The organism is Pseudoxanthomonas broegbernensis, assembly GCF_014202435.1.
In the GTDB taxonomy this organism is placed as follows: domain Bacteria; phylum Pseudomonadota; class Gammaproteobacteria; order Xanthomonadales; family Xanthomonadaceae; genus Pseudoxanthomonas; species Pseudoxanthomonas broegbernensis.
This window is the reverse complement of sequence record NZ_JACHGU010000001.1, coordinates 700,336-725,062: the sequence shown is the minus strand read 5'-3', so window position 1 is coordinate 725,062 and position 24,727 is coordinate 700,336. Positions and strand designations below refer to the sequence as shown.

Genomic DNA, 24,727 nt, shown 5'->3' with positions numbered 1-24,727 from the left:
GTATGGCCGGCGACCGCCAGCCGGTGCATTCCCGGCTCCGGCTGGAGCCGGCTCCTACAGGGGTTGCCAGGGCGCGGGGTGCAGTGCGGACTGGAGCATCGCGTGCAGCCCGGCATCCGGCGCGTAATCCATTCCATCGATGGCGCGGATCGACTGCAGGCCGTTGGCGTTGGTGGCGAAGGCGGCGCGGAAGCCATGCAGCTCGTCCACGGCGACCGCGCGCACCTGCTGCGCCACTCCCTGCGCGGCCAGCCCGGACTGCAGCAGGCGCTCGGTGGTGCCGCGCAGGGCCGGCGCCTGCGGCCAGACCACGCTCTCCCCGTCCCAGAAGCCGATGTTCCAGACCGAGCCTTCGGACACCTGCGCAGCGCCGCCGATGCCATCGACGAACAGCGCGTCGTCGTAGCCGGCCTTCATCGCCTGGCGACGCTGGTGGAACAGCGGAAAGGTGCCGACGTGCTTGAGCTGCGGCACCGGCCGGACGAAGTGCCGGGTCTGCACCCGCAGCGTGCGCGTGGACGGGGGCAGAGGCGCGGTCGCCGCCACCAGCACGTCGAGCACGACCTCGCGCAGCGGCTGGCGGTGGTCGAACGTGCGTGCGAACACGGTCACCCGCATCGAGCAATCACCGCCGGCTTCGTGCGCGGCCAGCGCCATCCAGCCACGGACCGCGGCCTCGTCCAGCGCGGCGTCGAACAGTTCGGCGCTGCCCTGGCGCAGGCGCGCCAGGTGCAGTTCCAGTCCCTGCGCCGCACCGGCACGCACCTGCAGCGAGGTGAAGTGGCCGTAGTTGACCTGGGCCAGCGCGCGCAGGGCATCGCCATCGGCGTCGGCCGGTGCGCCATTGAGCAGCAGCGTCGGCATGCCCGGGCTCATCGCCATCCCTCGGCCGCGGCCGCTTCGCCACGCGCCCGCAGCGAAGCGCTGCCCGCACGCGGTGCGGACCGGACCGGCCTGCGCGTCTTCCTGGCGGCGCCCACTGGCGTGTCCGTCGCCCGGCTCAGCGGAACGGCAGGCCGCCGCGCCCGCCCATGCCGCCCATCATTCCCTGCAGGCCGCGCATCATGCCCTTCATGCCGCCGCGGCCCATCTTGGACATCATCTTTTCCATCTGCTGGTACTGCTTGAGCAGCTTGTTGACGTCGGCCGGGGTGGTGCCCGAGCCGCGGGCGATGCGGGCGCGGCGCGAGCCGTTGAGCAGGCCGGGGTTGCGGCGCTCCTTCGGCGTCATCGAGCCGATGATGGCCATCATCCGCGGCACCTCGCGACCCTGCGAGACCTGCTGCTTGAGGTGCTCGGGCACCTGGCCCAGCCCCGGCAGCTTGTCCATGAGGCCCGCGATGCCGCCCATGTTCTGCATCTGCTCAAGCTGGTCGCGCATGTCGTTGAGGTCGAACTTCTTGCCCTTGGCGACCTTGGCGGCGAGCCTGGCGGCCTTCTCCTGGTCGACGTTCTGCTCGACCTGCTCCACCAGCGACAGCACGTCGCCCATGTCCAGGATGCGCGCGGCCACGCGATCGGGATGGAACACGTCCAGGCCGTCGCTCTTCTCGCCGGTGCCGACGAACTTGACCGGCTTGCCGGTGATGTAGCGCACGCTCAGCGCCGCGCCGCCGCGGGCGTCGCCGTCGGTCTTGGTCAGGACCACGCCGGTCAGCGGCAGCGCCTCGGCGAACGCCTTGGCGGTGTTGGCCGCGTCCTGGCCGGTCATGGCGTCGACCACGAACAGGGTCTCGGCCGGGTCGACCGCCGCGTGCAGGGCCTTGATCTCGCCCATCATCGCCTCGTCGATGGCGAGGCGGCCGGCGGTGTCGACGATCAGCACGTCGGCGAAGGACTTGCGCGCATCGGCGATGGCGGCGCGGACGATGTCCTCGGGCTTCTGCCCGGCATCGGACGGGAAGAACAGCACGCCGACCTGCTCGGCCAGGGTCTTGAGCTGCTCGATCGCGGCCGGACGATACACGTCGGCGCTGACCACCATCACCTTCTTCTTGCGCTTGTCCTTCAGGTGCCGGGCCAGCTTGCCCACGGTGGTGGTCTTGCCGGCGCCCTGCAGACCGGCCATCAGGATCACCGCCGGGGCCGGGACGTTGAGGTTGAGGTCGCTGGCCTGCGAACCCATGACCGCGGTCAGCTCGTCGCGCACGACCTTGATCAGCGCCTGGCCCGGGGTCAGCGACTTGAGCACCTCCTGGCCGACCGCGCGCACCTTGATCCGCTGGATCAGGGCCTGGACCACCGGCAGGGCGACGTCGGCCTCCAGCAGGGCGATGCGCACCTCGCGCACGGCCTCGCCGATGTTGGACTCGGTCAGCCGGCCACGGCCGCGCAGGCGCTCCATGGTGCCGGACAGGCGCTGGGTCAGGGATTCGAACATGCAGGCGGGCCAGGACGGGGGGAAACGGCCGAGGATTATAGCCCGCGGGCCACATCCGGCCGCCGCCGCGGCCGGGCGCCGGTGCCCCCGGAACCGATGCCTCCGAGCCTCCATTCCTCTGCCTCGGCCACGTATGCGACACTCATCCGATGACAATCGTTCTCATCGCCGTCGCCGCCTACCTGGCCGCCGCCCTGCTGCTGCTCCACTCCCTGGCGCCGGCGCGCGCGACGGAGATGCGTGGCTGGCTGGCGCCGGCGCTGCTGGGCGTAGTGCTGCACGGCGGCTACCACCTGGTGGTGGCGTGGCGGACCGCTGGCGGGGCGGACATGCATTTCTTCTCCGCACTGTCGCTGGTGAGCCTGGGCATGGCCGCGATGACCGCCGCCGTGGGCGCGCGCGGACGCATGGCCGCCCTGGGCGTGTTTGCGTTCCCGCTGGCCGCGCTGCTGCTGGCAGTCTACAGCCGCACCGGCCACGCGCCGTCGCCGCCGCTGGACTGGCGGCTGCAGTTGCATGCCTGGCTGGCGCTGCTGGCCTACGCCACCCTGGCCATCGCCGCACTGCTGGCGGTGATGCTGTGGCTGCAGGAGCGCGCGCTGCGCCGGCGCGAATTCCACGCCTGGCTGCGCGCGCTTCCGCCGCTGACCGAGCTCGAGACGCTGCTGTTCCGCACCATCGCGATGGGCTTCGCACTGCTGACCCTGACCCTGCTGACCGGCGTGCTGTTCGTCGAGGACCTGCTGTCCCAGCACCTGATCCACAAGACCGTGCTCAGCGCACTGTCCTGGCTGGTGTTCGGCGGCCTGCTGCTGGGACGCTGGCGCTACGGCTGGCGCGGCAGCCGCGCCGTGCACTGGACCCTGACCGCGATGGCGCTGCTGCTGCTGGCCTTCTTCGGCAGCAAGTTCGTGCTCGAACTGGTGCTCAAGCGCGTCGCATCGGCATGATGTTCCTGGTCGGGCGGGGTGAGCGCATCGTCCCCGTCGGCCCGCCGGAGCCGCAGCACTGTCCGCGCTGCGGCGAAGTCACCGATTTCCAGCCCCGGCTGCGCTACCAGTACGGCAGCTTCGACATGCTGTTCGGCTTCACCTACGGCAAGCGCTACGAACTGGCCTGCCCGCAGTGCGGCCACGGCTGGCGGCTGGACACCAGGACGATGGAACGCAGCCTGGGCAGAGTCCCGATTCCCTTCCGCCTGCGCTTCGGCCTGCTCGTTCTGGCCGGCCTGATGGCCCTGCTGGCGGCGGCGTGGGCGTTCCGGCACAACGGCTGAGGCGCGGCACCCGTAGCGCGGCCCAGAAGCGCATCGCTCATGCGTGCTCCAGCGCCTGGGCCAGGCGCTCAACCGCGATCACGTCCAGCCCCTTGAAGCTGCCGGACCGGGGCGCGTTCGCCTTGGGCACGATGGCCCGCAGGAACCCGTGCGTGGCCGCCTCGCGCAGCCGCTCCTCGCCATTGGGTACGGGCCGGATCTCGCCGGACAGGCCGACCTCGCCGAAGGCCACGGTCTTGTCCGCCAGCGGCTGGTCGCGCAACGAGGACAGCACCGCCAGCAGCACCGGCAGGTCGGCCGCGGTCTCCTGCACACGGATGCCCCCGACGACATTGACGAACACGTCCTGGTCGCCCACCCCCACCCCGCCGTGCCGGTGCAGCACCGCCAGCAGCATCGCCAGGCGGTTCTGCTCCAGGCCCACCGCCACCCGGCGCGGGTTGGACAGCGGCGAGCTGTCGACCAGCGCCTGCACCTCCACCAGCAGCGGCCGGGTGCCCTCGCGGGTGACCATCACGCAACTGCCCGGCTGGCGCGCGCTGCCGGAGAGGAAGATCGCCGAAGGGTTGGGCACTTCCTTCAGGCCCTTGTCGCCCATGGCGAACACGCCCAGCTCGTTGACCGCGCCGAAGCGGTTCTTGAACGCGCGCAGCACGCGGAAGCGGCTGCCGCTCTCGCCCTCGAAGTACAGCACCGCGTCGACCATGTGCTCAAGCACGCGCGGGCCGGCGATGCCGCCCTCCTTGGTGACGTGGCCGACCAGGAACACCGCGGTGCCGGTCTCCTTGGCATAGCGCACCAGCCGCGCCGCGCTCTCGCGCACCTGGCTGACCGAGCCCGGCGCGGCGGTGAGCGATTCGGTCCACAGGGTCTGCACCGAGTCGGCCACGATCAGGCGCGGCCCGGCCTTCGCGGCATGCTGCAGGATCGATTCGACCCCGGTCTCGGCCAGCGCCTGCAGGCCGTCCAGCGGCAGGCCCAGGCGCAGTGCGCGACCGGCAACCTGGGCCAGCGACTCCTCGCCGGTGACGTACAGCGCCGGCAACTGCGCGGCCATGCTCGCCACCGCCTGCAGCAGCAGGGTCGACTTGCCGATGCCCGGATCGCCGCCGACCAGCACCACCGCGCCCTCGACCAGGCCGCCGCCCAGGACCCGGTCCAGTTCGCCGATGCCGGTGGAAACGCGCGTCTCCGCCGTATGGCCGACGTCCTTCAACGCGGTGACCTTGGGCGGGTCGACCTTGCCGGCCCAGCCTGCACGGCGCCCGGCAGCCTGCCCCGCGCCGGCGCTGGTGGCCGCGGCCGGTTCCAGCACCACCTGCGAAAGGGTGTTCCAGACGCCGCATTCGCCGCACTGGCCCTGCCACTTGCTGTATTCGGCGCCGCATTCGCCGCAGACGTAGGCGGTTCTAGCTTTCGATTTGGACACGCTTGGCACCTGCCTGTGGATGCAGTTCTTTCGTCTGGCCGAGGATCTCCGCCATCGTGGCGGCGCGGCGCCACCGCCTGTACGCGAGAAGCGCGCCGGCCAGGCCGCTGCAGAAGAGTAGCGCGCCCGCGCCATGCCAAGAACACGCCGCCCCCTGCTGCATCACCCATATGCGCATCGCATCGAACGGGCCGGTCGCATCGCAGCCGCGGACCTGGGACGCCATGGACAGGCAGAACGACAGCACGATTCCGAGCACCGCCAGGACGAAACCCAGCCGATGGACCTGATGGTCCTTCCAGGAGAGCACGGCGGCGTGCAGCACGTCCCAGTCGTCGAAACCGGGGAAACGGGCCGCCAGCGCGCGTGCCTTGCGCGCCATCGCGTCATGCCGCGCCAGGATCGAATGCACTTCCGCGCGGGACAGCGTCGCCATCCGCAGGACATCGGCGACCAAACCGGCAAGCAGACCCGCCAACCCGAGAATCTGTACCGTCACGGCGAGCAGCAACGGCAGGAACCGCCCGCCGAACCCGTACATCCACACGCCCACGGGAAGCAGCGACAGGCCGGCCAGGTAAAGGCGCCAGGCCAGGCGTTCGGCGCGATCGGCCCACGGCTCGTCGAACGATTTCACTCCGAGCCGGCCGGCCTCGCGTTGGAGGACGGACAGGATCTCGTTCTTCCGCGATAGGGAATGCATGGCGATGTGGGCGTGCGGATCGGATTGCCCACGATACGCAGGGCCGTAGCAGGCGATGAGACGCCACCTGCCAGCCATGGGCGCGAAGTCCTGCAGGGGGAGGGCGGGCGGCGTGCGCGCGTGCGCCTGGCTCAAGCCCGCAAGACGGCGATCAGGCGTGCAATACGTTCAGCGATGCATTCAGGTGCGCCGCTTCCAGCAAGCCGCGCAGGCGCATTTCCACGGCGCGCAGGTCGGCCAGCCCCTGCGAGGCGTACAAGGTATAGACGGGCTTGCCTTCGTTTCCGTGCAGGACCTTGCGCCCCACGCTCACATCGTCCGTGCCGCTCGCGCGCTTCCATATTTCGCGCAACGCCGCCGGCCCGATGCTCCCTCCACTGCGCAAAGTGAAGGTGAACAGTGCGATTTGTTGCTTGGACATGAAAGCGCTCCACCAGGCACCCGAGTATGCGCCAAACCCGCGCCGAGCGGTGATTTCCGCCGGTAACGATCCATTACGCTGCCATCGCGTAGGATAGGCGTCCAACTTCGTTGTCGCGCGCGTCCCATCCGACCGCTTCCACCGTCGCTCGCTGCGCTTTCCTTCACGCATCCCCCCCGATCCTCGGGACGGTGCCCCTTTGGGAGCGATCATGCCGGGCTACCGGGTTCGCAAGGTACAACACGCCGTGGGTGGCCATGTGTATCTCCTGCGCGTGCTCAGCGATACCCAGCAGTTCGCCGATCCCGACGGCCATGGCGAACGCATCGGCATCTCTTCCGCGCAGTGGAGCCTGTTCGGCCAGGTGTGGCCGGCGGGCCTGCTGCTGGCGCAGGCGATGCAGCGCTTCGACATCGAGGGCAAGCGCATCCTGGAACTGGGCTGCGGGATAGGCCTGGCCAGCCTGGTGCTGCAGAAACGCGGCGCGAACGTCATCGCTTCCGACGCGCATCCGCTGGCCGAGGCGTTCCTGGCCTACAACGCCGCGCTCAACGACCTTCCGGCGCTGCACTACCGGCAACTGCGCTGGGACACGCCGTTGCCCACGCTCGGCCGCTTCGACGCGATCATCGCCAGCGACGTGCTGTACGAGCGCGGCCATGCCGAGTTGATCGACACGGTCGTCGAGCGCCACGCGCTGCCCCTGGCCGAAGTGGTGGTGGCCGATCCGGGGCGCGGCAACAGCTCGCGCTTCAGCCGCATGCTCGCCGCGCGCGGGTTCGGGATGAAGGCGCGGCGCTGCCCGATGGATGAGACCGATCCGCCGCCACATCGCGGCCGGATGCTGCACTACACGCGCGGACCGGCCGCATGAGCGCCGCCGTTGCGGAAAGGACCACCCTGTGTGGCCGCTGCGATGCGGTCTGCTGCCGGCTCACGGTCGTGCTGCAGCCGGAAGACCGCATCCCGACGCACCTCACATCCATCACCCAGGCCGGACTGGAAGTGATGGCGCACGACCCGGAAGGCTGGTGCGTGGCGGTGGACTCGGCGCACATGCGGTGCTCGATCTACGAGACGCGCCCGCAGGTCTGCCGCCGGTTCGTGATGTCCGGCCCCTACTGCCGCGCGGTGCGCGCGGATTACCTCGACTGCAATACCCGCGGCATCCCGCTGCGGCTCTGCTGACCGGAGATTCACATGTCAAGCCCGAAGAACGCCAAGCCCACTCCTCCGTCGCCAGCGGTCGCATCGAAGACGAACCGCGCCTTCGCGCCGCGCAAGAGCAAGGACAGTTCCACCCTCACCCACGAGCGCATCGCGGCCGACCTCGACGCCTTCCGCAAGTCCGGCGGGAAGATCGAGGTGCTGGGCGTCACCCAGGCCCTGAAGAAGATCGTCCCGAACGACGAGGCATCCCCGCCGCCGCGGCCGGCCAACGCCTCGCCGTCCAAGAGCCGCCTGTGACCTGAGCGGCGACGACGTACCCTGCACGTCCGGGGTAACGGCAAAAACGACAAGGGCAGCCCATGGGGCTGCCCTTGTCGTTGAACTGGTGCCGGAAATAGGAATCGAACCTACGACCTACGCATTACGAATCCTTAGCCCCGGCCTCTACGGCGACCTAAAGGGTTTTAATAAGGCATGAGAGCCACTATGGTTACGGCGTTTCCGCCCTATAGAGTTAGTAGGGCGGCTATCCGGGCCTAACCGCGGCCCTTACTACTGCCTTACTAATCCGGTGGTGCCCGATGACCTCCAGCGCTCTACGCCTCACCCAGTCTTCTGTGTCCGCGCTTCCCCTCGTCCAGCCCGGGGACGCGAAACGCCAACGCCTCTACTTCGACACCGACCTCAAGGGCTTCGGCCTCCTAGTCGGCGCGAAGGCCAAGACCTTCTTTGTCCAGCGCGACGTGAATGGGAAGACGGTGCGGACTACAGTGGGCCGCTACGGCGTCCTGACCGTGAAGCAGGCGACGGAGGAGGCCCGCGCCCTCCTTTTCCAGATGACGAAGGGCATCAACCCGAATCAGGAGCGCCGGAAGCCGGGTGCGGTCACCTACGGCGACGCCCTTGAAACGCATCTCACATCGAACCGGGGGTTGGCACCGCGGACGGCAAGCGACTACCGCTACCTCTCCGAACAGTATCTTTCCGACTGGCTCAAGCGCCCCCTGAGCGAAATCACCCGGGCCGACTGCCGCGACCGGCACAAGAAGATCGGCACCGAGAACGGCCCCTATGTCGCCAACCACACCTTCCGGGTGTTCAGCGCCGTCTACAACACCGCCCTCAAGGTTCACGAGGACTTGGGCGTAAACCCCGTCATTGCTGTGGACAGATACAAGGAGAAGCGGCGCAAGGCCGCGATCCCGAGCGCCCAACTATCGACGTGGTACGGCTATATCAACGACCTTCAAGACCCAATCCGGCGCGACTGGCATCTGTTCGTCCTGTTCTCTGGGCTACGTCGGTCTGACGCCGAGGCCGTCCGGTGGGAGCCCGACCCGGCATTCCCCCGCGCGCCCATCGTGGACTTCGCGAACAAGGCCATCCTTGTCCCGCTGCCCAAGTCGCAGGAACCGTTCTACCTGCCACTGTCCGACTTCCTGCTGGCCCTATTGAAGCGCCGCCGGGACTGCGAACACGCGAAGGCTTTGTATCCCGCGTCGGGCTGGGTGTTCCCTGCGAACAGCAAGAAGAAGCACGGGCACATCGCGGAACCGGAAAAGCCCAAGAAGAACAAGGAGGGCGAAACGGTCAAAGTGCTTCCGGTCCCTTTCACCGTTCACGGGCTCCGCAACACTTTCATCACCGTCGCCGAATCGCTCGACCTCTCGCCGTATGCGATCAAAATGCTGGTCAATCACTCGCTACCCGACAAGCAGGACGTGACCGCGGGCTACATTTCCGCCGAAGTCGAACGCCTCCGGAAGCCGATGCAGCAGGTCACCGACAAGCTGCTGTCTCTCTGTGGCGAGAAGCCCACGGGGAAGAGGCACGCCCCAGCGAAGAAGGCGGCATAACGTGGACGCCCGGAAACAGGCCCGCGAATCCGCGAAACGCGACATTGCCCGGCAGGCATCCGCACCGGCGGACCTCTCCGAGCTGCTGGACCAGGTGGAAGCCGCCGCCGCCGCGATACCGGGCAGCGCCGCGCGCCTTGAGCTTTGGGCGGAGGCGCACGCCGAGTTCGGCATCAAGCCGGGCCGCGCTTCAGAAATGGCGCGACAAGTCATCGACTACTTGACCGTGTCCGGCTCTAACCCCGAAGTCAACTTGTCGGAACTCGCGACTGCAGGCTACGCAGATGACGAGAACAACGCGCGCGGTAGCAGTCTGCGCGCCGCCGTCGCCGAGCTGAACGCCCTCTACGCTGACGGTATCGTGTCCGATGACGAGCACGACACGTTAACGGCTAGGCTGGAAGTAATCCTCGCCCGCATCAGCAAACCTGCCGGACGCCCAGCGAGCCCCGGCGCCATGATGGGCGCATGGCTAATGTCGTTGATGCTCGCTGTCGGCTACGGGGCAGGCGGTCGCAAGTATCGCGCCGCACCCGAATACTCCGCTGCGGCTGCGGCTGCGGCTGCGGCTGCGGCTGCGGCTGAAATCGTATGGCGCATTGTGGATACCATCTACAAAAAGTCCGTAGCCAAGCAGTGGCTACGGAACGTGGCCGCCAAGCAGCGAGCAGCAGTCGGGAAATAATCTAATTCGCGGGGGCTTTTTCGGTATTTTCTCGGCCTCTAACTTCCCCTCCATCGCACTTTTCGATGGACGGGAAGCACCATGAACCCGCTGTTATCCGCCTACATTCTCGCGGGCGGCGAACCTCCGAAGCTCGCGCAGATTTTCGGGCTTCCAGTGAATAAGGTCTTGGCGTGGATTCGCGGCGACGCGATTCCCGGCGGCTTGCTTTCGCGCATCGAATACGAAGCGCAAGAACAGGCCCAGCGCCGCTACATCGAAGTTCTGGAAAGCGCCAACGATCCCGCGACCAGCATCGGCAATCCGAAGTGGATTGAGAAGCTGCTCGACCTCGACCGTGCATGGTGGATCGTCCACGGCATGTCCGTGTTCGAGTTCCGGCTGCGCGTCGCGTTGAAGCTCGCCCAGATGGAGGCGGACGGCGATGACGACTGATGCCGTGCGCGCCCTGCTGACTGATGAGCAGTTCGCTGACCTGAAAGCCGCGGTGCTCGCTCGCGTGGCGCCGAAAGAGTGGATGACGCGCGAGGAAGCCGCCGACTACATGGGCATGTCGCCGCAGAACCTTGACCTGCTCCGCAAGGATGGCGGTGGACCGGAGTTTTCCACCTTCGGGCGTCTGATCCGCTACAACAAGGCGAAGCTGGATCAGTGGGGAGCGAGTAACAACCACGAACATGCCGCCGCCGCTTCGGTTGCGAAGGCTGGAGGGGCGAAATGATCCTGCGCCGCCCCGAACCGCACCCGTTGCTTGTTGCCGCCCTCCTTGCCGCCGGTACACAGACGCGCGTCGCAAAAGCGATGGGCGTTCGCGTCTCGACGTTGAACACATGGACGCGCCGTCCGACGGTTCCGCTTGAATGGCTCACCAGGCTCGCCGAGGTATCGGCGATGCTGATCCACGAACGGAAGCGCGAACTGACCAACCAACTCGCTGCCAAGCCAAGCCTTGCCTTCACGCGCGACTTCGCTGCGGCGGTCGATGACCTCGACGCTGCGCACCGCCTCCGCTTCCGCCGTCGCCTTGTTGGTGGTGAGGGGGTGGTGCGTGGGTGAGCTTGAAGACTTCTTGAACCTGTGGCGTCCCGGTGGTCCGTGGCTACTTGTTTCGATTCATCCTGCTACGGGAAAAACCACCGGGCGAACACTCGTCAGCGCCGCCGACGCCGCACAATGGGCGAGAGACGAGAACAAGACCAAGAATATCTATTGGTCGCCAAACCCCACGATTCGCCCAATCGACAAGAAGGCGACGAAGGCCGACATTGCCCGCGTTGAATTCTTGTACGTGGACCTTGACCCGCGCGCCGGGGAAGACCTCGCCACCGAGCGCGAGCGCATCCGCAAGCGCTTGAACGGCTCACTCGCCGCCGACGGCATCCCGACGCCGTCTTTCATCATCGACAGCGGCGGCGGATGGCAGGCCTTTTGGCGACTTGCGGAGCCCATCGAACTGAACGGCGACCCGGCGAAGGTCGAAGACGCCGAACGCTACAACATCGAACTCGCCCGCAAGCTCGGCGGCGACGCAACGCACAACATCGACAGGATAATGCGCCTTCCCGGCGGGCTGACGAATTGGCCGAACGCGAAGAAGCGGGCGAAGGGGCGCGAACCGGCTCCGACGAGGTTGTATGACTGGCACGCTGCGGAGCCGTATCCGCTCGCCGCCTTCAAGCAGGCCCCGACCGCACGCGCCGAAGCCCCCGCCAGCAGGAAGGCCCCTCGCGCCACGCAGAAGCCCGTCCCGGTCCCGGCTGGCCCCTACGGTGTCGCCGAACTCGAAGCGTGGGCGACGACCAACGGGAAGGTGCTCCCGGGCGCAGCCCTCAAGGCGCTGGTACACGGCGAGCAATTGACCGATGACAACGGCCAGCGCATCTATCGGTCCGGATCGGAGGCGACGTGGGCGGTCTGCTGCGGGCTTGCCCGTGCCGGGGTCCCTGATGAACTAATCGCAGCCGCCATCCTCGACAAGAACAACGGCGGCGCGGCGCATGTCCACCGCCAGCAGAAGCCGACGGCCTACGCATGGATGCAGGTACGCAAGGCCCGCGCTGAAGTCGAAGCGGAAGCCGACGCTGCCGACAACGACACCATCTTGGAGGAAATGAATCGCCTCCACGCCGTTGTCGTACAAGGCAAGGTCCGTGTCCTATCGTGGGTGAAGGTGGAGCCGGACGATGAGCATTCCGACCTCGCCGGGCGGCTGGTCGTTGACCTGCAATCGTTTGAGGATTTCCGCAACCGCTACCGGAACAAGACTGTCGTGGTCGGCTTCTCCGACAACGGCAAGCCCAAGCTGATGAAGCGCGGTGACTGGTGGCTTGACCACGAACACCGCCGCGAGATTCGCGGCTTGGTCTTCCGCCCCGGTGGAGAGGCCGAGATCAACGGCTTCCAGAATCTATGGCGCGGATGGGCAATGGAGCCGAAGCCGGGCGACTGGTCGAAGATGCGCGAACACGTCCGCGCTGTCCTTGCCAACGGTAACGACGAACACGCCGACTACATCCTGCGCTGGACGGCGTGGGCGGTCCAGAACCCGGCGCGTCAGGCCGAAGTGGCGCTTGTCTTCCGCGGTGGTCGGGGCGTCGGCAAGGGCATCTTCGCGCGCGCCGTCAAGGACCTATTCGGGCAACACGGCCTCCACATCCGCAGTTCAAAGCACCTCACCGGCGATTTCAACCTTCACCTGCGCGACTGCTGCCTGATGTTCGCGGACGAAGCGATTGCGCCCGGCGACAAGGCTGCGGAATCGCGGCTCAAGGGGCTCGTCACGGAGCCGCAACTGTTGATCGAAGGCAAGGGCGAAAACGCGGTCATGTCGCCGAACTACCTCCATATCGTCATGGCGTCCAACGAAAAATGGGTTGTACCTGCCGGTGACGACGAACGCCGCTTCGCTGTCTTCGACGTATCCGGCGCGCGTCAAGGCGACCAGGCCTACTGGAACGCGCTTGTCGCCGAACTCGACGGCGGCGGACTCGCCGCAATGCTGTTCGACCTCCTCGCGATGGATCTGCGCGACTGGCATCCACGCCGGAGCGTCCCGCAGACGGATGCGCTGATGCGCCAGAAGGTCGCCAGCCTGACCGGACTCGACGCCTACCTGTACGACCTACTTTGCGTGGGCGAATTCCCCGAGCTTAAGAACCTGCCGGAGAAGGGGCCGTTTGTCTCGACGGACAGCCTTCGCATAGCCGCATCGGTCTGGCTCCGCTCTCGCCACGGTGAACAACACGTCTCCGGTAACGACGTGAGCGAACTGATGACCATGCTCGGCGCGACAAAGTACCGGCGCGGCGGTGGCGGCGGACGCGGGTTCCTACTGCCCTCGCTCGCGGCGATGCGCACCAAGTGGGACGCCGCGAAGTTCCCGGCGACGTGGCCTGCGGTCGCTGAATCCGAGACGATCCCACAGCAGAATGAACTCGATGTTGCACCCCCGAGCCGCGGCGACGACGAGAAGCCGCCCTTTTAAGAAATGGAGCGAACCATGCAAATTGGCACCGACGACAATCCGGCTACCGTGGCCGTCCACACCTTCATCGAAATCAAGAAGGCGCTGAAGAAGGCGGGTGAACAGAATAGCGACGAAACCGCATTGCAACTGACCCGGGCTGCGGCCACCTTCGCCATCGCGCAGCACACACTCACCCTCGCCGAGACGGTCGGCGGGCTTGAAGACACGCTCCGCACCGACCACCCCTTGCAGGGCTAGACGTTCGACGGCCTCCGCGAAGCCCTCGGCGAAGTCGCCACCGCGATTCGAGACGCCGCGCCGACCACGTAGGCGCACCCCCTATGTGAGACGTACCGGCCCCTTCTGCAAACGTACCGGGGTCGGTACGTTGGCGGTACGTCCGGGAGCCCCGTTTCTATGGGGTTTTCGTGGAAACGTACCGACCGTACCCACCGAACCGCCCAGAAGTTCGACCGGCGGCGAAAATGCCCGCGACCCTACTCCCTGCCCAGAGGGTGAGCGCGCCGACCGACCGCTTTTCTCTATCTTTCCTAAAGTAGTAGGTACGGTCGGTACGGTCGGTACTTTCCCACTACTACGTGGCTCGAAAGCGTACCGCCCCCCGTACCGGCCACGTACCGACCCCCTCCGCAGCCCGATTCGCTCGTTGGGCGGGAGGCATGGGCGCAGCGCCGCCCTGCTGCCAGTCAACAAGATTCCGAAAACGTATCCGGAAATGGCGTCGGCAGAGACGGCTTTTCATGGACCCGTGGAAAGGCACTTTGAAACCTCGCCTATTGGTCGATTTCCGAATGCGTCTCCAGTATGGTCGATCCGTCTCACAACATCGTGAGACGATCCGACAGGAGACGGTACATGGGCTGTGTCGCCCTCTACGCCCGCGTTTCGACCAACAAAGACCAGTCCGTAGAAACGCAGCTATTCGCGCTGCGGGATTGGGCTGTCGCGCGTGGTCACGAAGTCGTTGCCGAGTACACGGACGAAGGCATCAGCGGTGCGAAGGGCCGCGACAAGCGCCCGCTGGACGCCATGATGAAGGACGCAGCGCGCGGCAAGTTCGACATGGTCGCGGCGACCGCGCTTGACCGGCTGGGCCGTAGCCTGCAACACCTGGTCGGCATGGTCGCGGAGCTGGATGCCCTCCGCGTCGGGCTGTTCGTCCAGAACATGGCGCTGGATACGTCCACGCCGGTCGGGCGCTTGATGTTCAACATGGTCGGCGCGTTCGCCGAGTTCGAGCGCGGCCTGATCCGGGAACGCACGCTACTGGGCCTAGAACGTGCGCGGCGGCGCGGCTCGCGTCTCGGGCGTCCGAAGGTGGGGCCTACCACTGAGCGGCAAATCGTCGCACTCCTAGAGGCAAAGACGCCCGTCAACCGGATCGTGCGGCAGACGGGCGTCGGCGTCTCTGTCGTCTATCGCATCAAGAAGGCAATGGCAGCATGACCACTGAAACGCTCCCCGCGCTGACCACGCAGAACCTTGACGCTGTGCGGATACTCGCCCGGGAGGGAACGCGTGAACACACCATCCGCCGCGTGCTTGGGCTGACGCCGAAGGTATGGAAGGCGTTGAAGGCCGACGATGACGACGGCGAGCTGTCGCCGCTCGCGCTGGCGTTGGAGGAAGGTCGGGCTGACGGCGCGGGCGACGTGATCGCCTTCATGAAGACGCGCATGGCCGACGGCAGCGAGCGCGCCGCCGAGTTCCTCGCCGACCGCGTGTTCCAGCTCAACCGCGGTGACGGCAACGCCGAAGCGCCCCGCGTCGCCATCGTCATCAACGCGGCGCTGTCGCCCGCCGAGTACGCGCAGGTGATCGCGGTCCAGCAGCAGCCGGGAGTCCTGACCCATGAGCGTTGAGATTCGTCCGACGCCGTTCCAGACGCAGGTCCTGTCCGTCCCGGAGGATCACTTTGTTTTTCTCGGCGGCGGCCGCGGTGGCGGCAAGTCGATGGCCCTGCAATTCCTGATCCTCCGCCACTGCGACCAATACAAGAACCGCGCCCGGGTCCTCGTGACGCGCCGCCGGTTGAAGTCGCTTCTCCAATTCGGCGAGGAGCTGCGCGCACTGCTTCGCTCTGCCTATGGGCGCGACATTGCCTACAACCAGAACGATGCCGTGTTCCGGCTCCCGAACGGCGCGGTGATCCAGCTCGCGCACGTCGAATCCGCATCCGCGCTGTCCGACGTTGCGCAGGGCATGAATTTCTCGCTCATCTGCTGCGACGAAAGCGGCGAAGCGCCGACGATGGAAGTCATCGACCAACTCGGCCTTTCGTTGCGCGGCACGGGCGTTCCACTTCGCATGGTGCTTGCCGCCAATCCGGGCGGCTCGAATCACGGCGCGCTCGCCGAGCGGTATGTTACGGGCCGCGAGCCGTGGATGCCTTTCGAGTTCGAGGGGAATACGTGGGTGTACGCCCCATCCATCTTGGACGATAACCCGCACCTCCCCACCGCGTACCGCAAGAACTTCGAGATTCTCGCGCGCACGGACCCGGCGCTTTACAAGGCCATGAGGTACGGGCGGTGGGAGGAAATGGTCGGCGATTTCTTCCAAGGAATATGGGACGCGGGCAAGATGGTGTTCGACCACCACGACGTTCCGCCGGATTTCTTCGCCACGTTGAAGCTGTCCATTGACTGGGGCAGCGCCGCGCCGATGGCCGCGGTTCTCGCTGGGCAGCTCGCCGTGGACGTTCGCTTGCCTGATGACCGCGTGATGCCGCGCGGGGCGTGGGTGATCTATGACGAACACGTTGAATACGATCCGCGGAACCTCGCCCGCGGGACGGGCCGCACGCCGGGACAGATCGCGCCGAAGCTCCACGAGGTGGCGCGTCGGAACGGCGTTCGCGCGCGGGGCGTCATCGACTCCGCGGCGGAGGCGCGCACCGCTGGGCGCATGGAGGCGAGCGTATCGGACCTGTTCCGGGCCGCGGGTGTTCGCGTGAGCCCGGCGAGGAAAGGCCCGCGCGTGCCGCGCTTCGAGCAGTTGAAGCAGTTGATGGTGAACGGCGAGTTTTTCGTGGCGTCGCGGTGCCGGTTCTGGCTGGCGACGGTCCCGAGCCTGCCGCGCGATTCGCGCATCCCTGACGACGTGGACACGAAGGCGAACGATCACGCATTGGACGCAACGAGCTATGCGATCGCGGGCGAGTCCGGCGGGCGCGTCCAGCAGTCCAGCTTTACGCCGGGACCGCGGATGCCGCGCGATGAGCGCGTGGTGTGGGTCTGACAACGGAGGAGACCAAGATGCGACGTTCCTACAAGTACCTGATGCTGGCCCTCGTGATCGGTAACGCGCAGGCGGCGCAGCGCGAGTTGTTCAATGCCCGGGAGACGTTGGAGCGGGCGAAGGTCGGCACCTACTCGCCGCGCGCGCAGCCGCCGGTGCGGGTCGAGGTGGAGCAGCCCGCGCGGTTTCGCGCGAACGGCCACGGAAACCGCCAGATTCAACAACGATTCGAGCGGATGGACTGCAAATTGGACGAGGCCACGAATTCCATACGTTGCGTGCCGTTTCCAGCCGAAGAAGTAAACCGACCCAAGAAATAACACTCGCGCGGGGCAAATCCGGTCCATATGGTCGGGAGCGAGCGGTCCCACTGGCTGGGCCGCACGCTGAGGAATAGCCCCCATGCCGAACGTCAATTTCAAGACCATTCCCACCGATGTTCCGCTGACCGTGGAGAACATCGACCGGCTCGCGAACCGCGCCGCCGAACTCGCCACCGCCTTTGGTGCGCGCATCGCCAACATCCAGCAGCAGGTCGCCGACGCCCGCGACCGTTTCAGCCGCGACGGTGACGACCTCGTCCGTGAGACGGACTCCGCCAATCGCGCCGTCGCCAAGCAGTTCGCGCGCCGTCAGCTCGCCTCGCGCATCGCCAAGTTCCGCCTGACCATCGTGGAATCGAGCCGCGGCCAGCGGGAGGAACTCCTGCGCCCGCTGGCGAAGGTCGCCGCCGATGCCGCGTTCCTGCTGACCCTGTGCCAGTCGCCCGCGCAGATGCTCGGGCGTGTCGCCTTGGGCGATGCCCGGCGCACGCAGTATCAAACGCAGCTCGAAGGCGCAGGCCCGGTCGAGCTGGAAACCGCCGCGATCACCGCGATTGCCACCGGGGACATGCCTCTGGCTGCCGCGGTCGCGACCGTGGTAGACCGCCGCCCTTCGGATCGCCGCCCGTTCTCGGTGGCGGCGTTTGCCGAGAGGGTGTGGGGCGCGCAACACGCCGAGGTCACGGCCAAGCTCAAGGGCGTCCTGCTGGCCGAGCGCACCGCGCGCGCGGCAAATGACGAGTTCGTGCGCGGCAAGGCCGACCCCATCGCCAATCTGAGCAACCAGCTCGCCGCCCGGGCCATCGCCGAAGCGTCGGGTGAGGAGGACGAAGCATGAAAGGCGCGGTCCCCAACGTCCGGAAGGCGAAGGCGGTCCACGAGAAGAAACAGGCCGAGCGCAACGCGACGGCCAACAAGATGAAGAAGCGCGCGGCGACGACTCGCCGCGGTCGCTGACCGAATCGGGGTGTTCCGGCGGTGACGTGTCGCGCCCGCCTCGTGCCGCCGGGGCACCCTGACCAACCAGCGACCCCCGGCGCGGATGGGAATGACGCCGTAGGCGACGGTGACGGGGCGACCGCGCCGGGGGAAGCTGTCTCTCGTCAGGTGGCGGCGAGCCGCGCCACGATGGCCCGCCTATGGGCCGATCCCGACTACCGCGTGCGCATATCCGCGCAGATGAAGGCTCGATGGGCGGACCCGGCCTACCGGGAGCGCGCCCGGGGCTTCAACCGCGACGAACGCACCTACCGCTGGCAGCACGTCGCGTCCGGGCGGATTGTCTCCCGAACCAAGCTCGAAATGCGGGAGGAACACGGGCTGCGGCCGGACTCGCTGGACGGCCTCGTGGCCGGGCGCATCCAGACCTCCCGCGGCTGGCGACTCGCGCCGCGGTCCCTATTGGGCGAGAGTCCGCGGTGGATCTTTCCGTAGCCACTCCACCATACAAACGGCCGTTCCGACCGTGCCACGCCCTTCGGAGGGCGGCAGTTTCGCGCAGCTAGACCCGCTCTCCGGAGGCGGGACAATCCCGCCTGTCGCATGAAGTGAGATGCGCACAAACATTACATAATAGAAATACCGTTTCGCATCAATAGTTTGCGAAAGATTCCGAGAATTTGAATTTCATGGCATCTGGTCCTTTTTGGCCGCCATCGCCCAGGGTGTTGCATGAGGCCGGGGACTGTGGTGAACTGCGCCTGTCCGAAATTCTCAAACGGACGAGGGGTTCCCTATGAACGACAAGACCGTCAAGCCGCCGTACACGTCTTACCGCAGCTTCCTGAATCTCATGAGCGAGCTGAAGGAGCATGACGTCATGCCTTCGGCTATCGACCGCAGCTACCTGAGCAAGCGCTCGGGCTCGGAGAAGTCCGCGCTTATTGCGACCCTCAAATGGTTCGAGCTGGTCAACGACGACGGCACCCCGACCGAACGCTTGGAGAACTTCATTGCGGCGGACGAGCAGGAATCCAAGACCCTGCTCAAGGAAATGGTCGAATCTTCCTACGGGGCTATCACTGACGGGACCTTCAATCTCCGCAGCGCGACCACCTCACAGCTCGCCGACCAGTTCCGCCAATACGAGATCAGCGGATCGACTCTCAGCAAGTCGATCACCTTCTTCCTCGCGGCGGCCAAGGAGGCAGGCATTGCTGTCAGCCCTCATGCGAAGGTACCGCCTGTTACCGGCAGCGGGAACGGGAAGCGGAAGACGAAGGCGGCGGTGACGCCACCCGTCGCACCCCATGCTCCGGTCCACTCCCCGCATGAGTCCTCAAAGCCGAAGGCCCCGCGCGCCGACATGGTGGCCATCCCCATCCCGATCTTCGGGGGTCAAGACGGCGTCATCTACCTCCCGGGACAGATGACGGAGAAGCAGTGGGAGAACGTCATCAAGATGACGGAGTTCATCTTGAAGAACTACCGCGACACGATGGCCGAAGAGGTCCCGGAGGAAGCGGAAGAGGAGGATGAATCGTCATGACATTAGATCGCGGCCGCCCGCTGACTACCGCCGTGGGTGGCCCAGACAAAGCAACGCCCCAACTCAAGTTCCCCGTCGCGAAACAGGCTTGAGTTGAGGCGCTAGGTAGGCAAAACGCTGGTGCGGTTGGTTCGGAGTTGGAAACACCCCGGCAAGGGTGCCTACAACGATGTTCCGAACCTCCGTACCGGCATCACGGCATGGCAGTTGAGGGTGTCCCTCTGCCGATTCCGCGGCCCGTACAACACAGGGAGTATACCCCCTGGGACCCGGAATACCGATATCGCCCTCACAAACCCGGCTTGCAGGAGGACTTATGTCCCACGCCAAGACGGTGCATGTGTGCGCGTATACCCGGGTCCGTAAGGGCCGTCTGGAGTACGTCTGCCAGCATTGGCGCAGCCCTCCGGGCTAAGCGCAGCACCCGGGAGGCGTCCGTCGTGGCGCCCTCCCGTCCCTCTTGGGCGAAGACACCTCTACAGGCCATCGGAGGTGATATATGACCCCTTCGGAAGATGAGAAGGCCGTAGCGCGGTGGATGCTCGATCAGTACCGGCGGCAAAACCGCTTGGTGCAATCGTCCGCTGCGCGCGGCATACGCATGACCTTCGGCGAGCATCACGTCTACAAGAACCGCCAGCGAAACTGGGGGATCAATAAGGGCATCCTTGAAGCGTTCCGCGAGCTGACGCCTGACGACGTGGTGTGGAGTCGGAGTTCGCAGACGTGGCGGCAACGCCGCGAGTCTGATCCGCCTGACAAGCGGATGGTCCGGTAACAAAAAGGCCGCCCCTTCGGGGGCGGCCTTCCTGCTGTAGCGTGGTGCCGGAAATAGGAATCGAACCTACGACCTCATCATTACGAATGATACGGCGTATTGCGTTTTTCCTGCATTTCGTGCGTACTGTCGCCAAATAGTGGCAACACCGTGGCAACACACGCACCGGGGTAAGCATGTCTGCGGTCAAGAAGCAGGGCAAGCAGTCGGCCAAGAAGGAAAAGACGCGCACGGTCGCGCGCAACATCACCGAGCGCCACATCGGCACCAGCCGGCCGTACTTCGAGGTGCGTATCCGCCTCGGAGGCCGTAAGGCCAAGCCGGCAGAGAAGAGGGCGGGCACGATCCGCAAGATCTTCCCGTACATCCCGGACACGACCTCTGCCAAGAAGCTGGGGAAGGGCAAGGATCGCGCCGGGGCGCTGGCGGACGCCAAGGCGTTCGCCGGCCAGAAGCAGCAGTTCCTCCACTACTTCGATAAGCCGCCGGAGTATGTCGCCAGCCAGTGGATACTCCGCGACATGCTCAACGCATGGGTCAGGGAAGCGTGCGAGCTACACGACGCGCAAGGCAATCCTCTGCCGGAAGGATCGCTGGAGCCACGCAAAGGGGCCATCCAGGACGCGGGCCAAATCCGCAACCTCATCCTGCGCGCTGACGAGGTGGCAGTCTCGTCGAACCGCCCCTCGGTCATGGACAAGAAGGTGTCGGACCTGGGCATGGATGATTTTGTGAACCCGCAGTACGGCCTTTTGCCGGTGTTGCGTGGGCGCAAGATCAAACCGACACCAGAGGAAGTGGATCGCGCGAAGGAGGTGGGCGAAACGCCAGCGCCGCGCTACAAGCCTGCAGCTGCCGGCACCAAGCGTCGAATTCTCGCCCTGTTGGGCTGCGTCTGGAACCACGCCACGCTCTACTGGGGTATGAAGAAGGAGCGCCCCTGGCAGGGGTACGAGATCAAGTCGACCAGCAAGCCAATGACTCGCGCCCTCACCCGTGCCGAGTACGAGGCGGTGGAGAACGCCATGTCGCTGCTCGACACCGCCACTTGGGCAGGCATCCAGTTCCTGCGCTGGTCGGGCGCACGCAAGGGTGAAATCGCCAAACTGCGCTGGGAGCACTTCACCTGGCCGACGGCTGAGAACGGTCTGAAGTACCCGCAGGTTGTGTTCGTCGGTACTAAGACGCCGAAGCGTGGTGCTTACCGCGAGCGTACGATCCAAGTTCTCCCGATCGTGGAGCCCATCCTTCGCCGGCTGTATGACCCGTGGTATGACCTCGACCAGACGCCGAAGGAGTTCCAGGGCAAGCCATGGCGGTACTACGTCGCCAAAGAGAAGAAGTTGAAGGGTAAGAAGCGACCGAAGCTGGAGCCGCCCCCACCGACTGAGGGGATTGTGTTCCCTGCGCCTACTAATCCCAGCAAGCCGATCTCGGGGAGCACGCTCTACCAAGCATTCGTCCGTGCCGTGAAGCGCGCGGAAGTGCCGCACGCGAGGCTGCACGATCTGCGGCACACACGCACCACGGAGATCTCGGCGATCCTACCGCAAGGTCAGGCGATGGAGATTACTGGGCACTCGGACGTCCGCACCTTCGCACGGTACACCCACTTGGACCCCTCGACTGGCGCGCGACTGGAAGCCGCAGACAAGGACGCGACCACGCAGAGGAAGTCTTCGACAGGCAAGGCGAAGGCCGCACCGAAGGGCGCGAAGGAACTTGCCGCGCTGGTCAAGTCCATGTCGAAAGCAGACCGTACTGCGCTACTGACGACGCTCCAGATCCTCGACGACGCTTGACGGACCGGGTTCCGTCCGCAAGATCGAGCTGAAGCACATTGTGGTGCGTGCCACCCGTGGCACTGCTCGACAATGTGCCCTCTCGAAGTCCTGGCGCGTAGCAACGGGGCGTAGAGAGGCCGCCCGGCCCCTGTGTCGCGCCCAGCGACGCAGGGGGAAGCGGGAGCGACCCGGGCGACGGTCAGCGCACCAGCGATGACCGCGGGCCACAGGCGGGAGCCTGGGGCCTGTCGTCGGGCTAACGCCCGGCGACACGGGACGGCTACGCCGTCCCAGTGGGTCTGGGATGGAGGGGAGGATGAAGAGCGACAGCACGCCAACCACCGACGAACGACAGCCAGACCCAGGGGCGGGCCTGCCGGATGGCCTGCGGACGCGATACGCGGACGCACTGGCCGAGGCGCACGCCCGGGCTGAGGCCGAGGGGGCACGCCTGCGTACCCCCGCAGGGGTCGCGATGGATCGCGCCGTGCGCGCCGTGCTGGACGAGGCGGCCGCCAGCGGGGCCAACCCCTCAGAGGCCAGCCGTGCCGCTTACAGGCGCGACCACGCGCGGCTGTGGGCTGCGGGTGCGACGCCGCTGGAAGTGGCTAGCACCCGCGCCCACTTCGACCGGCTCCGGTCGGCCTGCCGGTGGGTGGAGGCGGAAGAGATCGCCCGGCTGCGCTCCCTGGCCGAAGCGGCTCGGAAGGCCAAGGAACCCGAAGCCATGCGAAAGTTCACTCGCCAGGCGTTCGAGCGGGCGGTCGTGTTTCGCGCCTTGTATCTCGACGCCAACCGCCCTACCTGGGCGGCCAAGGCGGCGGCCTTGCGCGCCGCCGGGAAGCGCCCGCCGAGTAGGAGTAAACGGAAGGCTGGCCGGCACGCTCCAACGCCGGATCAGTTGCTTGTCGCGCTGGCGCGTCAGCCGAAACGCTGCAGCCGGGTTGAGCGCCTAAGCCTCGCGATCGCGATTTTCGGCATCCGTCCCGCAGAGCTTATGCGTGGTGTCGTGCTCGACACCACGGGCACCGGCCTGCGCCTCGCCGTGGCTGGCGCGAAGGTTGACGCGACACGCGGCCAGCCGTTGCGAGTTCTGGAGGTTGACACGACGGGGCGCGGCCAGTCCGCGCTGGCGGTTGCTTTGCTGCGTGCTCATGTCGAAGAAGCGGGAGGCAACCTCTCCGCCACAGCAGCAGATATCGGCGCCGTTCGCCGCGCCATGCGCCAAGTACAGCCAGGTCTGTCGCCCTATGCATATCGCCATGCCCGCGCCAGCGACGCGAAGGCGTCGCAAGGGCGCGCGGGGGTTGCGGCATGGCTGGGCCATGCGAGTGATCGAACGCAACAGCGCTACGGGAACGCGCGAAGCGGAAGCGGCGCGGTAGCCGTCAAAGCGGCTGCGGCGTCGCGCCCTGTGCGGCAGATCAAGACCCTGCCGCCGACGGCGGCAGAGCGCTTCGCGAAGATCGCAGTGCGTCTCGCCGCCCGTGTTCCCACCCAGGCTCCAAGAGCTGCGCCGACGGTACGTCGTTCCCAGAAGCCGCGCTGGTAGTCAGAGCGAGCGACGCTTCGCTCGCGTCTTCGGTGCCGGCGTGGGGCGTAGGTCCAAGCCGAATGGCTCGTCGCCGCCACCGCTCTCGTCGTCATCCCACCAATTGCCTCCGCGCTGCCCGCGCTCGAACTCATTCACGTTGACCCGGGTCTTGTAGTTGTCCAAATCCGGCTCATACGGCTTGGGCTTGGCGAGCGACTTCTCCATCTCTTTCAACAACGCGCGCAGAAGCGTTTGTGTGGTCTTGCTTTCGTCGGTCATGTGCTTGACTCCGTACTTGGGGCACCACGAATAACCGATCTCGCCAGATTCTCAAGCTCCCACTTGGCGGCGGTGCGCAGTGGACACGATGTGTCCACGCGCCGCTACCGCCCATGCTCGCGTGATGGCCGCGTTCCCCGTTGGGAATATTCCTCTCCATGCGCGTGGCAAATATTCCAGCGGGGAATATTCGGCTGACCACGAGACGGGGAGAAACCCCTAGAAAGCAGGCGCTTCTCGCTTCTCTGCTCTTTTGCACCTCTGTCTCTTAGTTCTTCACTTCTACGCTTCTAACCTCTGTCTTATTCCATACACACGCCATCACGACTCGACATCCTCGTTCTTTTTCCTACAACGGAGACACCCCCACACGCCTCGCACCCCATGCCCCTTGATACCAACACCAGCGATCAGATTGACAGCGCCATCCAAACCGTCCAAGAGCGGGACGACACCCCCGGCACAGTCCAAGTCCATGTCTCGAAGAAGCGCAAACAGATCGACCCGATCAACCCGTTTGCGCTGTGCTTCACCGGCTCACTCTCGACCATCATCCAGCAGCGCCAACTGACCTCCACCGCGCTGGCGCTCCTGTTTCTCCTGCTCGACCTGTCCCGGTTCGGAAACTTGGTCAGCGTGAATCAAGCCGGCCTAGCCGCGCGCTTGGGCGTGAAGCAGCCCGCCGTCTCGAAAGCGCTCGCGCGACTGGAGGCGGCCGGAATCATCCTAAACATGCCGGAGGGGCAGTTCTTCAATCCCCAGATCATCACCAAACAAGGGCTCGATACCGTCGCACGCAACTACCCCGCGAGCGTCTCTGCGGGAATTGAGGCCCTGCGTCAGCTCGGCATGTCGCCGAACTGGGAACCGCCCCGGCACTAAATCCCTCAACCG

Annotated in this window: 30 protein-coding genes; 24 read left to right on the top strand and 6 right to left on the bottom strand. The window is 66.1% G+C overall.

All coding sequences use genetic code 11. The features are described from left to right. Positions 1-54 precede the first annotated feature (54 nt). A complete protein-coding gene (locus tag HNR76_RS03190; RefSeq protein WP_162311449.1) occupies positions 55-864 on the bottom strand; it encodes an aminotransferase class IV in 810 nt (269 codons plus the stop codon). Positions 865-1,000: 136 nt separating this feature from the next. Further along, positions 1,001-2,380 carry a signal recognition particle protein gene (gene ffh, locus HNR76_RS03185; protein ID WP_162311448.1) on the bottom strand — a complete coding sequence of 460 codons (1,380 nt, stop codon included), beginning with the start codon at positions 2,378-2,380 and terminating at the stop codon, positions 1,001-1,003. A gap of 149 nt (positions 2,381-2,529) precedes the next feature. Here ffh and HNR76_RS03180 point away from each other — a divergent pair, with 149 nt between their 5' ends. Both HNR76_RS03180 and HNR76_RS03175 read left to right on the top strand, forming a co-directional pair. Continuing rightward, on the top strand, positions 2,530-3,330 hold the full coding sequence (locus tag HNR76_RS03180) for a cytochrome C assembly family protein (RefSeq protein ID WP_162311447.1): 801 nt from the start codon (positions 2,530-2,532) through the stop codon (positions 3,328-3,330). Further along, the gene (locus HNR76_RS03175; protein ID WP_343059236.1) at positions 3,327-3,656 is read left to right on the top strand and encodes a hypothetical protein; all 330 of its coding nucleotides are present in this window, start codon (positions 3,327-3,329) and stop codon (positions 3,654-3,656) included. The genes HNR76_RS03180 and HNR76_RS03175 overlap by 4 nt, the downstream gene beginning before the upstream one ends. A gap of 37 nt (positions 3,657-3,693) precedes the next feature. Here HNR76_RS03175 and radA read toward each other — a convergent pair whose 3' ends face one another. From radA to HNR76_RS03160, 3 genes are read right to left on the bottom strand one after another with little or no spacing between them, the layout of a single operon-like run. Beyond that, positions 3,694-5,085, bottom strand: coding sequence for a DNA repair protein RadA (gene radA, locus HNR76_RS03170; RefSeq protein WP_425501807.1), 1,392 nt, complete (start codon positions 5,083-5,085; stop codon positions 3,694-3,696). Continuing rightward, positions 5,066-5,923, bottom strand: a complete 858-nt coding sequence (locus HNR76_RS03165; RefSeq protein ID WP_162311445.1) for a hypothetical protein — start codon at positions 5,921-5,923, stop codon at positions 5,066-5,068. The genes radA and HNR76_RS03165 overlap by 20 nt, the downstream gene beginning before the upstream one ends. A gap of 16 nt (positions 5,924-5,939) precedes the next feature. Next, positions 5,940-6,209 (bottom strand): hypothetical protein, encoded by a 270-nt coding sequence (locus HNR76_RS03160; protein ID WP_162311444.1) that lies wholly within the window; start codon positions 6,207-6,209, stop codon positions 5,940-5,942. A 211-nt stretch (positions 6,210-6,420) separates the two neighbouring features. On the opposite strand from HNR76_RS03160, the gene HNR76_RS03155 reads away from it, so the two are divergent. The 21 genes from HNR76_RS03155 (at position 6,421) to HNR76_RS03060 (ending at position 23,572) form a co-directional block, all read left to right on the top strand. After that, on the top strand, positions 6,421-7,083 hold the full coding sequence (locus tag HNR76_RS03155; protein WP_162311443.1) for a class I SAM-dependent methyltransferase: 663 nt from the start codon (positions 6,421-6,423) through the stop codon (positions 7,081-7,083). Beyond that, on the top strand, positions 7,080-7,397 hold the full coding sequence (locus HNR76_RS03150; RefSeq protein ID WP_162311442.1) for a YkgJ family cysteine cluster protein: 318 nt from the start codon (positions 7,080-7,082) through the stop codon (positions 7,395-7,397). Before HNR76_RS03155 ends, HNR76_RS03150 begins: the two co-directional genes overlap by 4 nt. A 12-nt stretch (positions 7,398-7,409) precedes the next feature. After that, entirely contained in the window at positions 7,410-7,676 is a 267-nt protein-coding gene (locus HNR76_RS03145) for a hypothetical protein (protein ID WP_162311441.1), read from the top strand. A gap of 284 nt (positions 7,677-7,960) precedes the next feature. Beyond that, positions 7,961-9,235 (top strand): tyrosine-type recombinase/integrase, encoded by a 1,275-nt coding sequence (locus HNR76_RS03140; RefSeq protein WP_162311440.1) that lies wholly within the window; start codon positions 7,961-7,963, stop codon positions 9,233-9,235. A gap of 1 nt (position 9,236) precedes the next feature. Next, positions 9,237-9,920: a hypothetical protein gene (locus HNR76_RS03135; protein ID WP_162311439.1), complete on the top strand. Its 684-nt coding sequence runs from the start codon at positions 9,237-9,239 to the stop codon at positions 9,918-9,920. A gap of 81 nt (positions 9,921-10,001) precedes the next feature. Continuing rightward, the gene (locus tag HNR76_RS03130; protein WP_162311438.1) at positions 10,002-10,355 is read left to right on the top strand and encodes a hypothetical protein; all 354 of its coding nucleotides are present in this window, start codon (positions 10,002-10,004) and stop codon (positions 10,353-10,355) included. Next, positions 10,345-10,641, top strand: a complete 297-nt coding sequence (locus tag HNR76_RS03125) for a helix-turn-helix transcriptional regulator (RefSeq protein ID WP_183982081.1) — start codon at positions 10,345-10,347, stop codon at positions 10,639-10,641. Before HNR76_RS03130 ends, HNR76_RS03125 begins: the two co-directional genes overlap by 11 nt. Then, the gene (locus tag HNR76_RS03120; protein WP_162311436.1) at positions 10,638-10,976 is read left to right on the top strand and encodes a hypothetical protein; all 339 of its coding nucleotides are present in this window, start codon (positions 10,638-10,640) and stop codon (positions 10,974-10,976) included. The genes HNR76_RS03125 and HNR76_RS03120 overlap by 4 nt, the downstream gene beginning before the upstream one ends. Beyond that, positions 10,903-13,404: a primase-helicase family protein gene (locus tag HNR76_RS03115; RefSeq protein WP_162311435.1), complete on the top strand. Its 2,502-nt coding sequence runs from the start codon at positions 10,903-10,905 to the stop codon at positions 13,402-13,404. Before HNR76_RS03120 ends, HNR76_RS03115 begins: the two co-directional genes overlap by 74 nt. A 15-nt stretch (positions 13,405-13,419) precedes the next feature. Continuing rightward, complete coding sequence (locus HNR76_RS03110; protein ID WP_162311434.1) at positions 13,420-13,644, top strand: hypothetical protein; 225 nt, start codon at positions 13,420-13,422, stop codon at positions 13,642-13,644. Between the two features lie 618 nt (positions 13,645-14,262). After that, positions 14,263-14,853 carry a recombinase family protein gene (locus HNR76_RS03105; protein ID WP_162311433.1) on the top strand — a complete coding sequence of 197 codons (591 nt, stop codon included), beginning with the start codon at positions 14,263-14,265 and terminating at the stop codon, positions 14,851-14,853. Then, positions 14,850-15,269 (top strand): hypothetical protein, encoded by a 420-nt coding sequence (locus HNR76_RS03100; protein ID WP_162311432.1) that lies wholly within the window; start codon positions 14,850-14,852, stop codon positions 15,267-15,269. Before HNR76_RS03105 ends, HNR76_RS03100 begins: the two co-directional genes overlap by 4 nt. Beyond that, positions 15,259-16,647 carry a phage terminase large subunit gene (locus HNR76_RS03095; protein ID WP_162311431.1) on the top strand — a complete coding sequence of 463 codons (1,389 nt, stop codon included), beginning with the start codon at positions 15,259-15,261 and terminating at the stop codon, positions 16,645-16,647. The genes HNR76_RS03100 and HNR76_RS03095 overlap by 11 nt, the downstream gene beginning before the upstream one ends. A gap of 17 nt (positions 16,648-16,664) precedes the next feature. Continuing rightward, a complete protein-coding gene (locus tag HNR76_RS03090) occupies positions 16,665-16,967 on the top strand; it encodes a hypothetical protein (protein WP_162311430.1) in 303 nt (100 codons plus the stop codon). Between the two features lie 82 nt (positions 16,968-17,049). Then, a complete protein-coding gene (locus HNR76_RS03085; protein ID WP_162311429.1) occupies positions 17,050-17,808 on the top strand; it encodes a hypothetical protein in 759 nt (252 codons plus the stop codon). Further along, positions 17,805-17,927 carry a hypothetical protein gene (locus HNR76_RS15550; RefSeq protein WP_281383360.1) on the top strand — a complete coding sequence of 41 codons (123 nt, stop codon included), beginning with the start codon at positions 17,805-17,807 and terminating at the stop codon, positions 17,925-17,927. Before HNR76_RS03085 ends, HNR76_RS15550 begins: the two co-directional genes overlap by 4 nt. Positions 17,928-18,098: 171 nt before the next feature. Then, positions 18,099-18,404, top strand: coding sequence for a hypothetical protein (locus HNR76_RS03080; RefSeq protein ID WP_162311428.1), 306 nt, complete (start codon positions 18,099-18,101; stop codon positions 18,402-18,404). 301 nt (positions 18,405-18,705) lie between these two features. Next, positions 18,706-19,458 (top strand): DUF5343 domain-containing protein, encoded by a 753-nt coding sequence (locus tag HNR76_RS03075; RefSeq protein ID WP_162311427.1) that lies wholly within the window; start codon positions 18,706-18,708, stop codon positions 19,456-19,458. Between the two features lie 499 nt (positions 19,459-19,957). Beyond that, positions 19,958-20,236, top strand: a complete 279-nt coding sequence (locus tag HNR76_RS03070; protein ID WP_162311426.1) for a DUF6953 family protein — start codon at positions 19,958-19,960, stop codon at positions 20,234-20,236. Positions 20,237-20,412: 176 nt separating this feature from the next. Continuing rightward, positions 20,413-22,038, top strand: a complete 1,626-nt coding sequence (locus tag HNR76_RS03065) for a tyrosine-type recombinase/integrase (RefSeq protein ID WP_162311425.1) — start codon at positions 20,413-20,415, stop codon at positions 22,036-22,038. A gap of 298 nt (positions 22,039-22,336) precedes the next feature. Further along, positions 22,337-23,572, top strand: a complete 1,236-nt coding sequence (locus HNR76_RS03060; protein ID WP_162311424.1) for a hypothetical protein — start codon at positions 22,337-22,339, stop codon at positions 23,570-23,572. Here the strand turns inward: HNR76_RS03060 and HNR76_RS03055 are convergent, their stop codons facing one another. Further along, the gene (locus HNR76_RS03055; RefSeq protein WP_162311423.1) at positions 23,573-23,833 is read right to left on the bottom strand and encodes a hypothetical protein; all 261 of its coding nucleotides are present in this window, start codon (positions 23,831-23,833) and stop codon (positions 23,573-23,575) included. It lies immediately after the preceding gene. Positions 23,834-24,217: 384 nt separating this feature from the next. On the opposite strand from HNR76_RS03055, the gene HNR76_RS03050 reads away from it, so the two are divergent. Next, entirely contained in the window at positions 24,218-24,715 is a 498-nt protein-coding gene (locus tag HNR76_RS03050) for a MarR family transcriptional regulator (RefSeq protein ID WP_162311422.1), read from the top strand. Positions 24,716-24,727 lie beyond the last annotated feature (12 nt).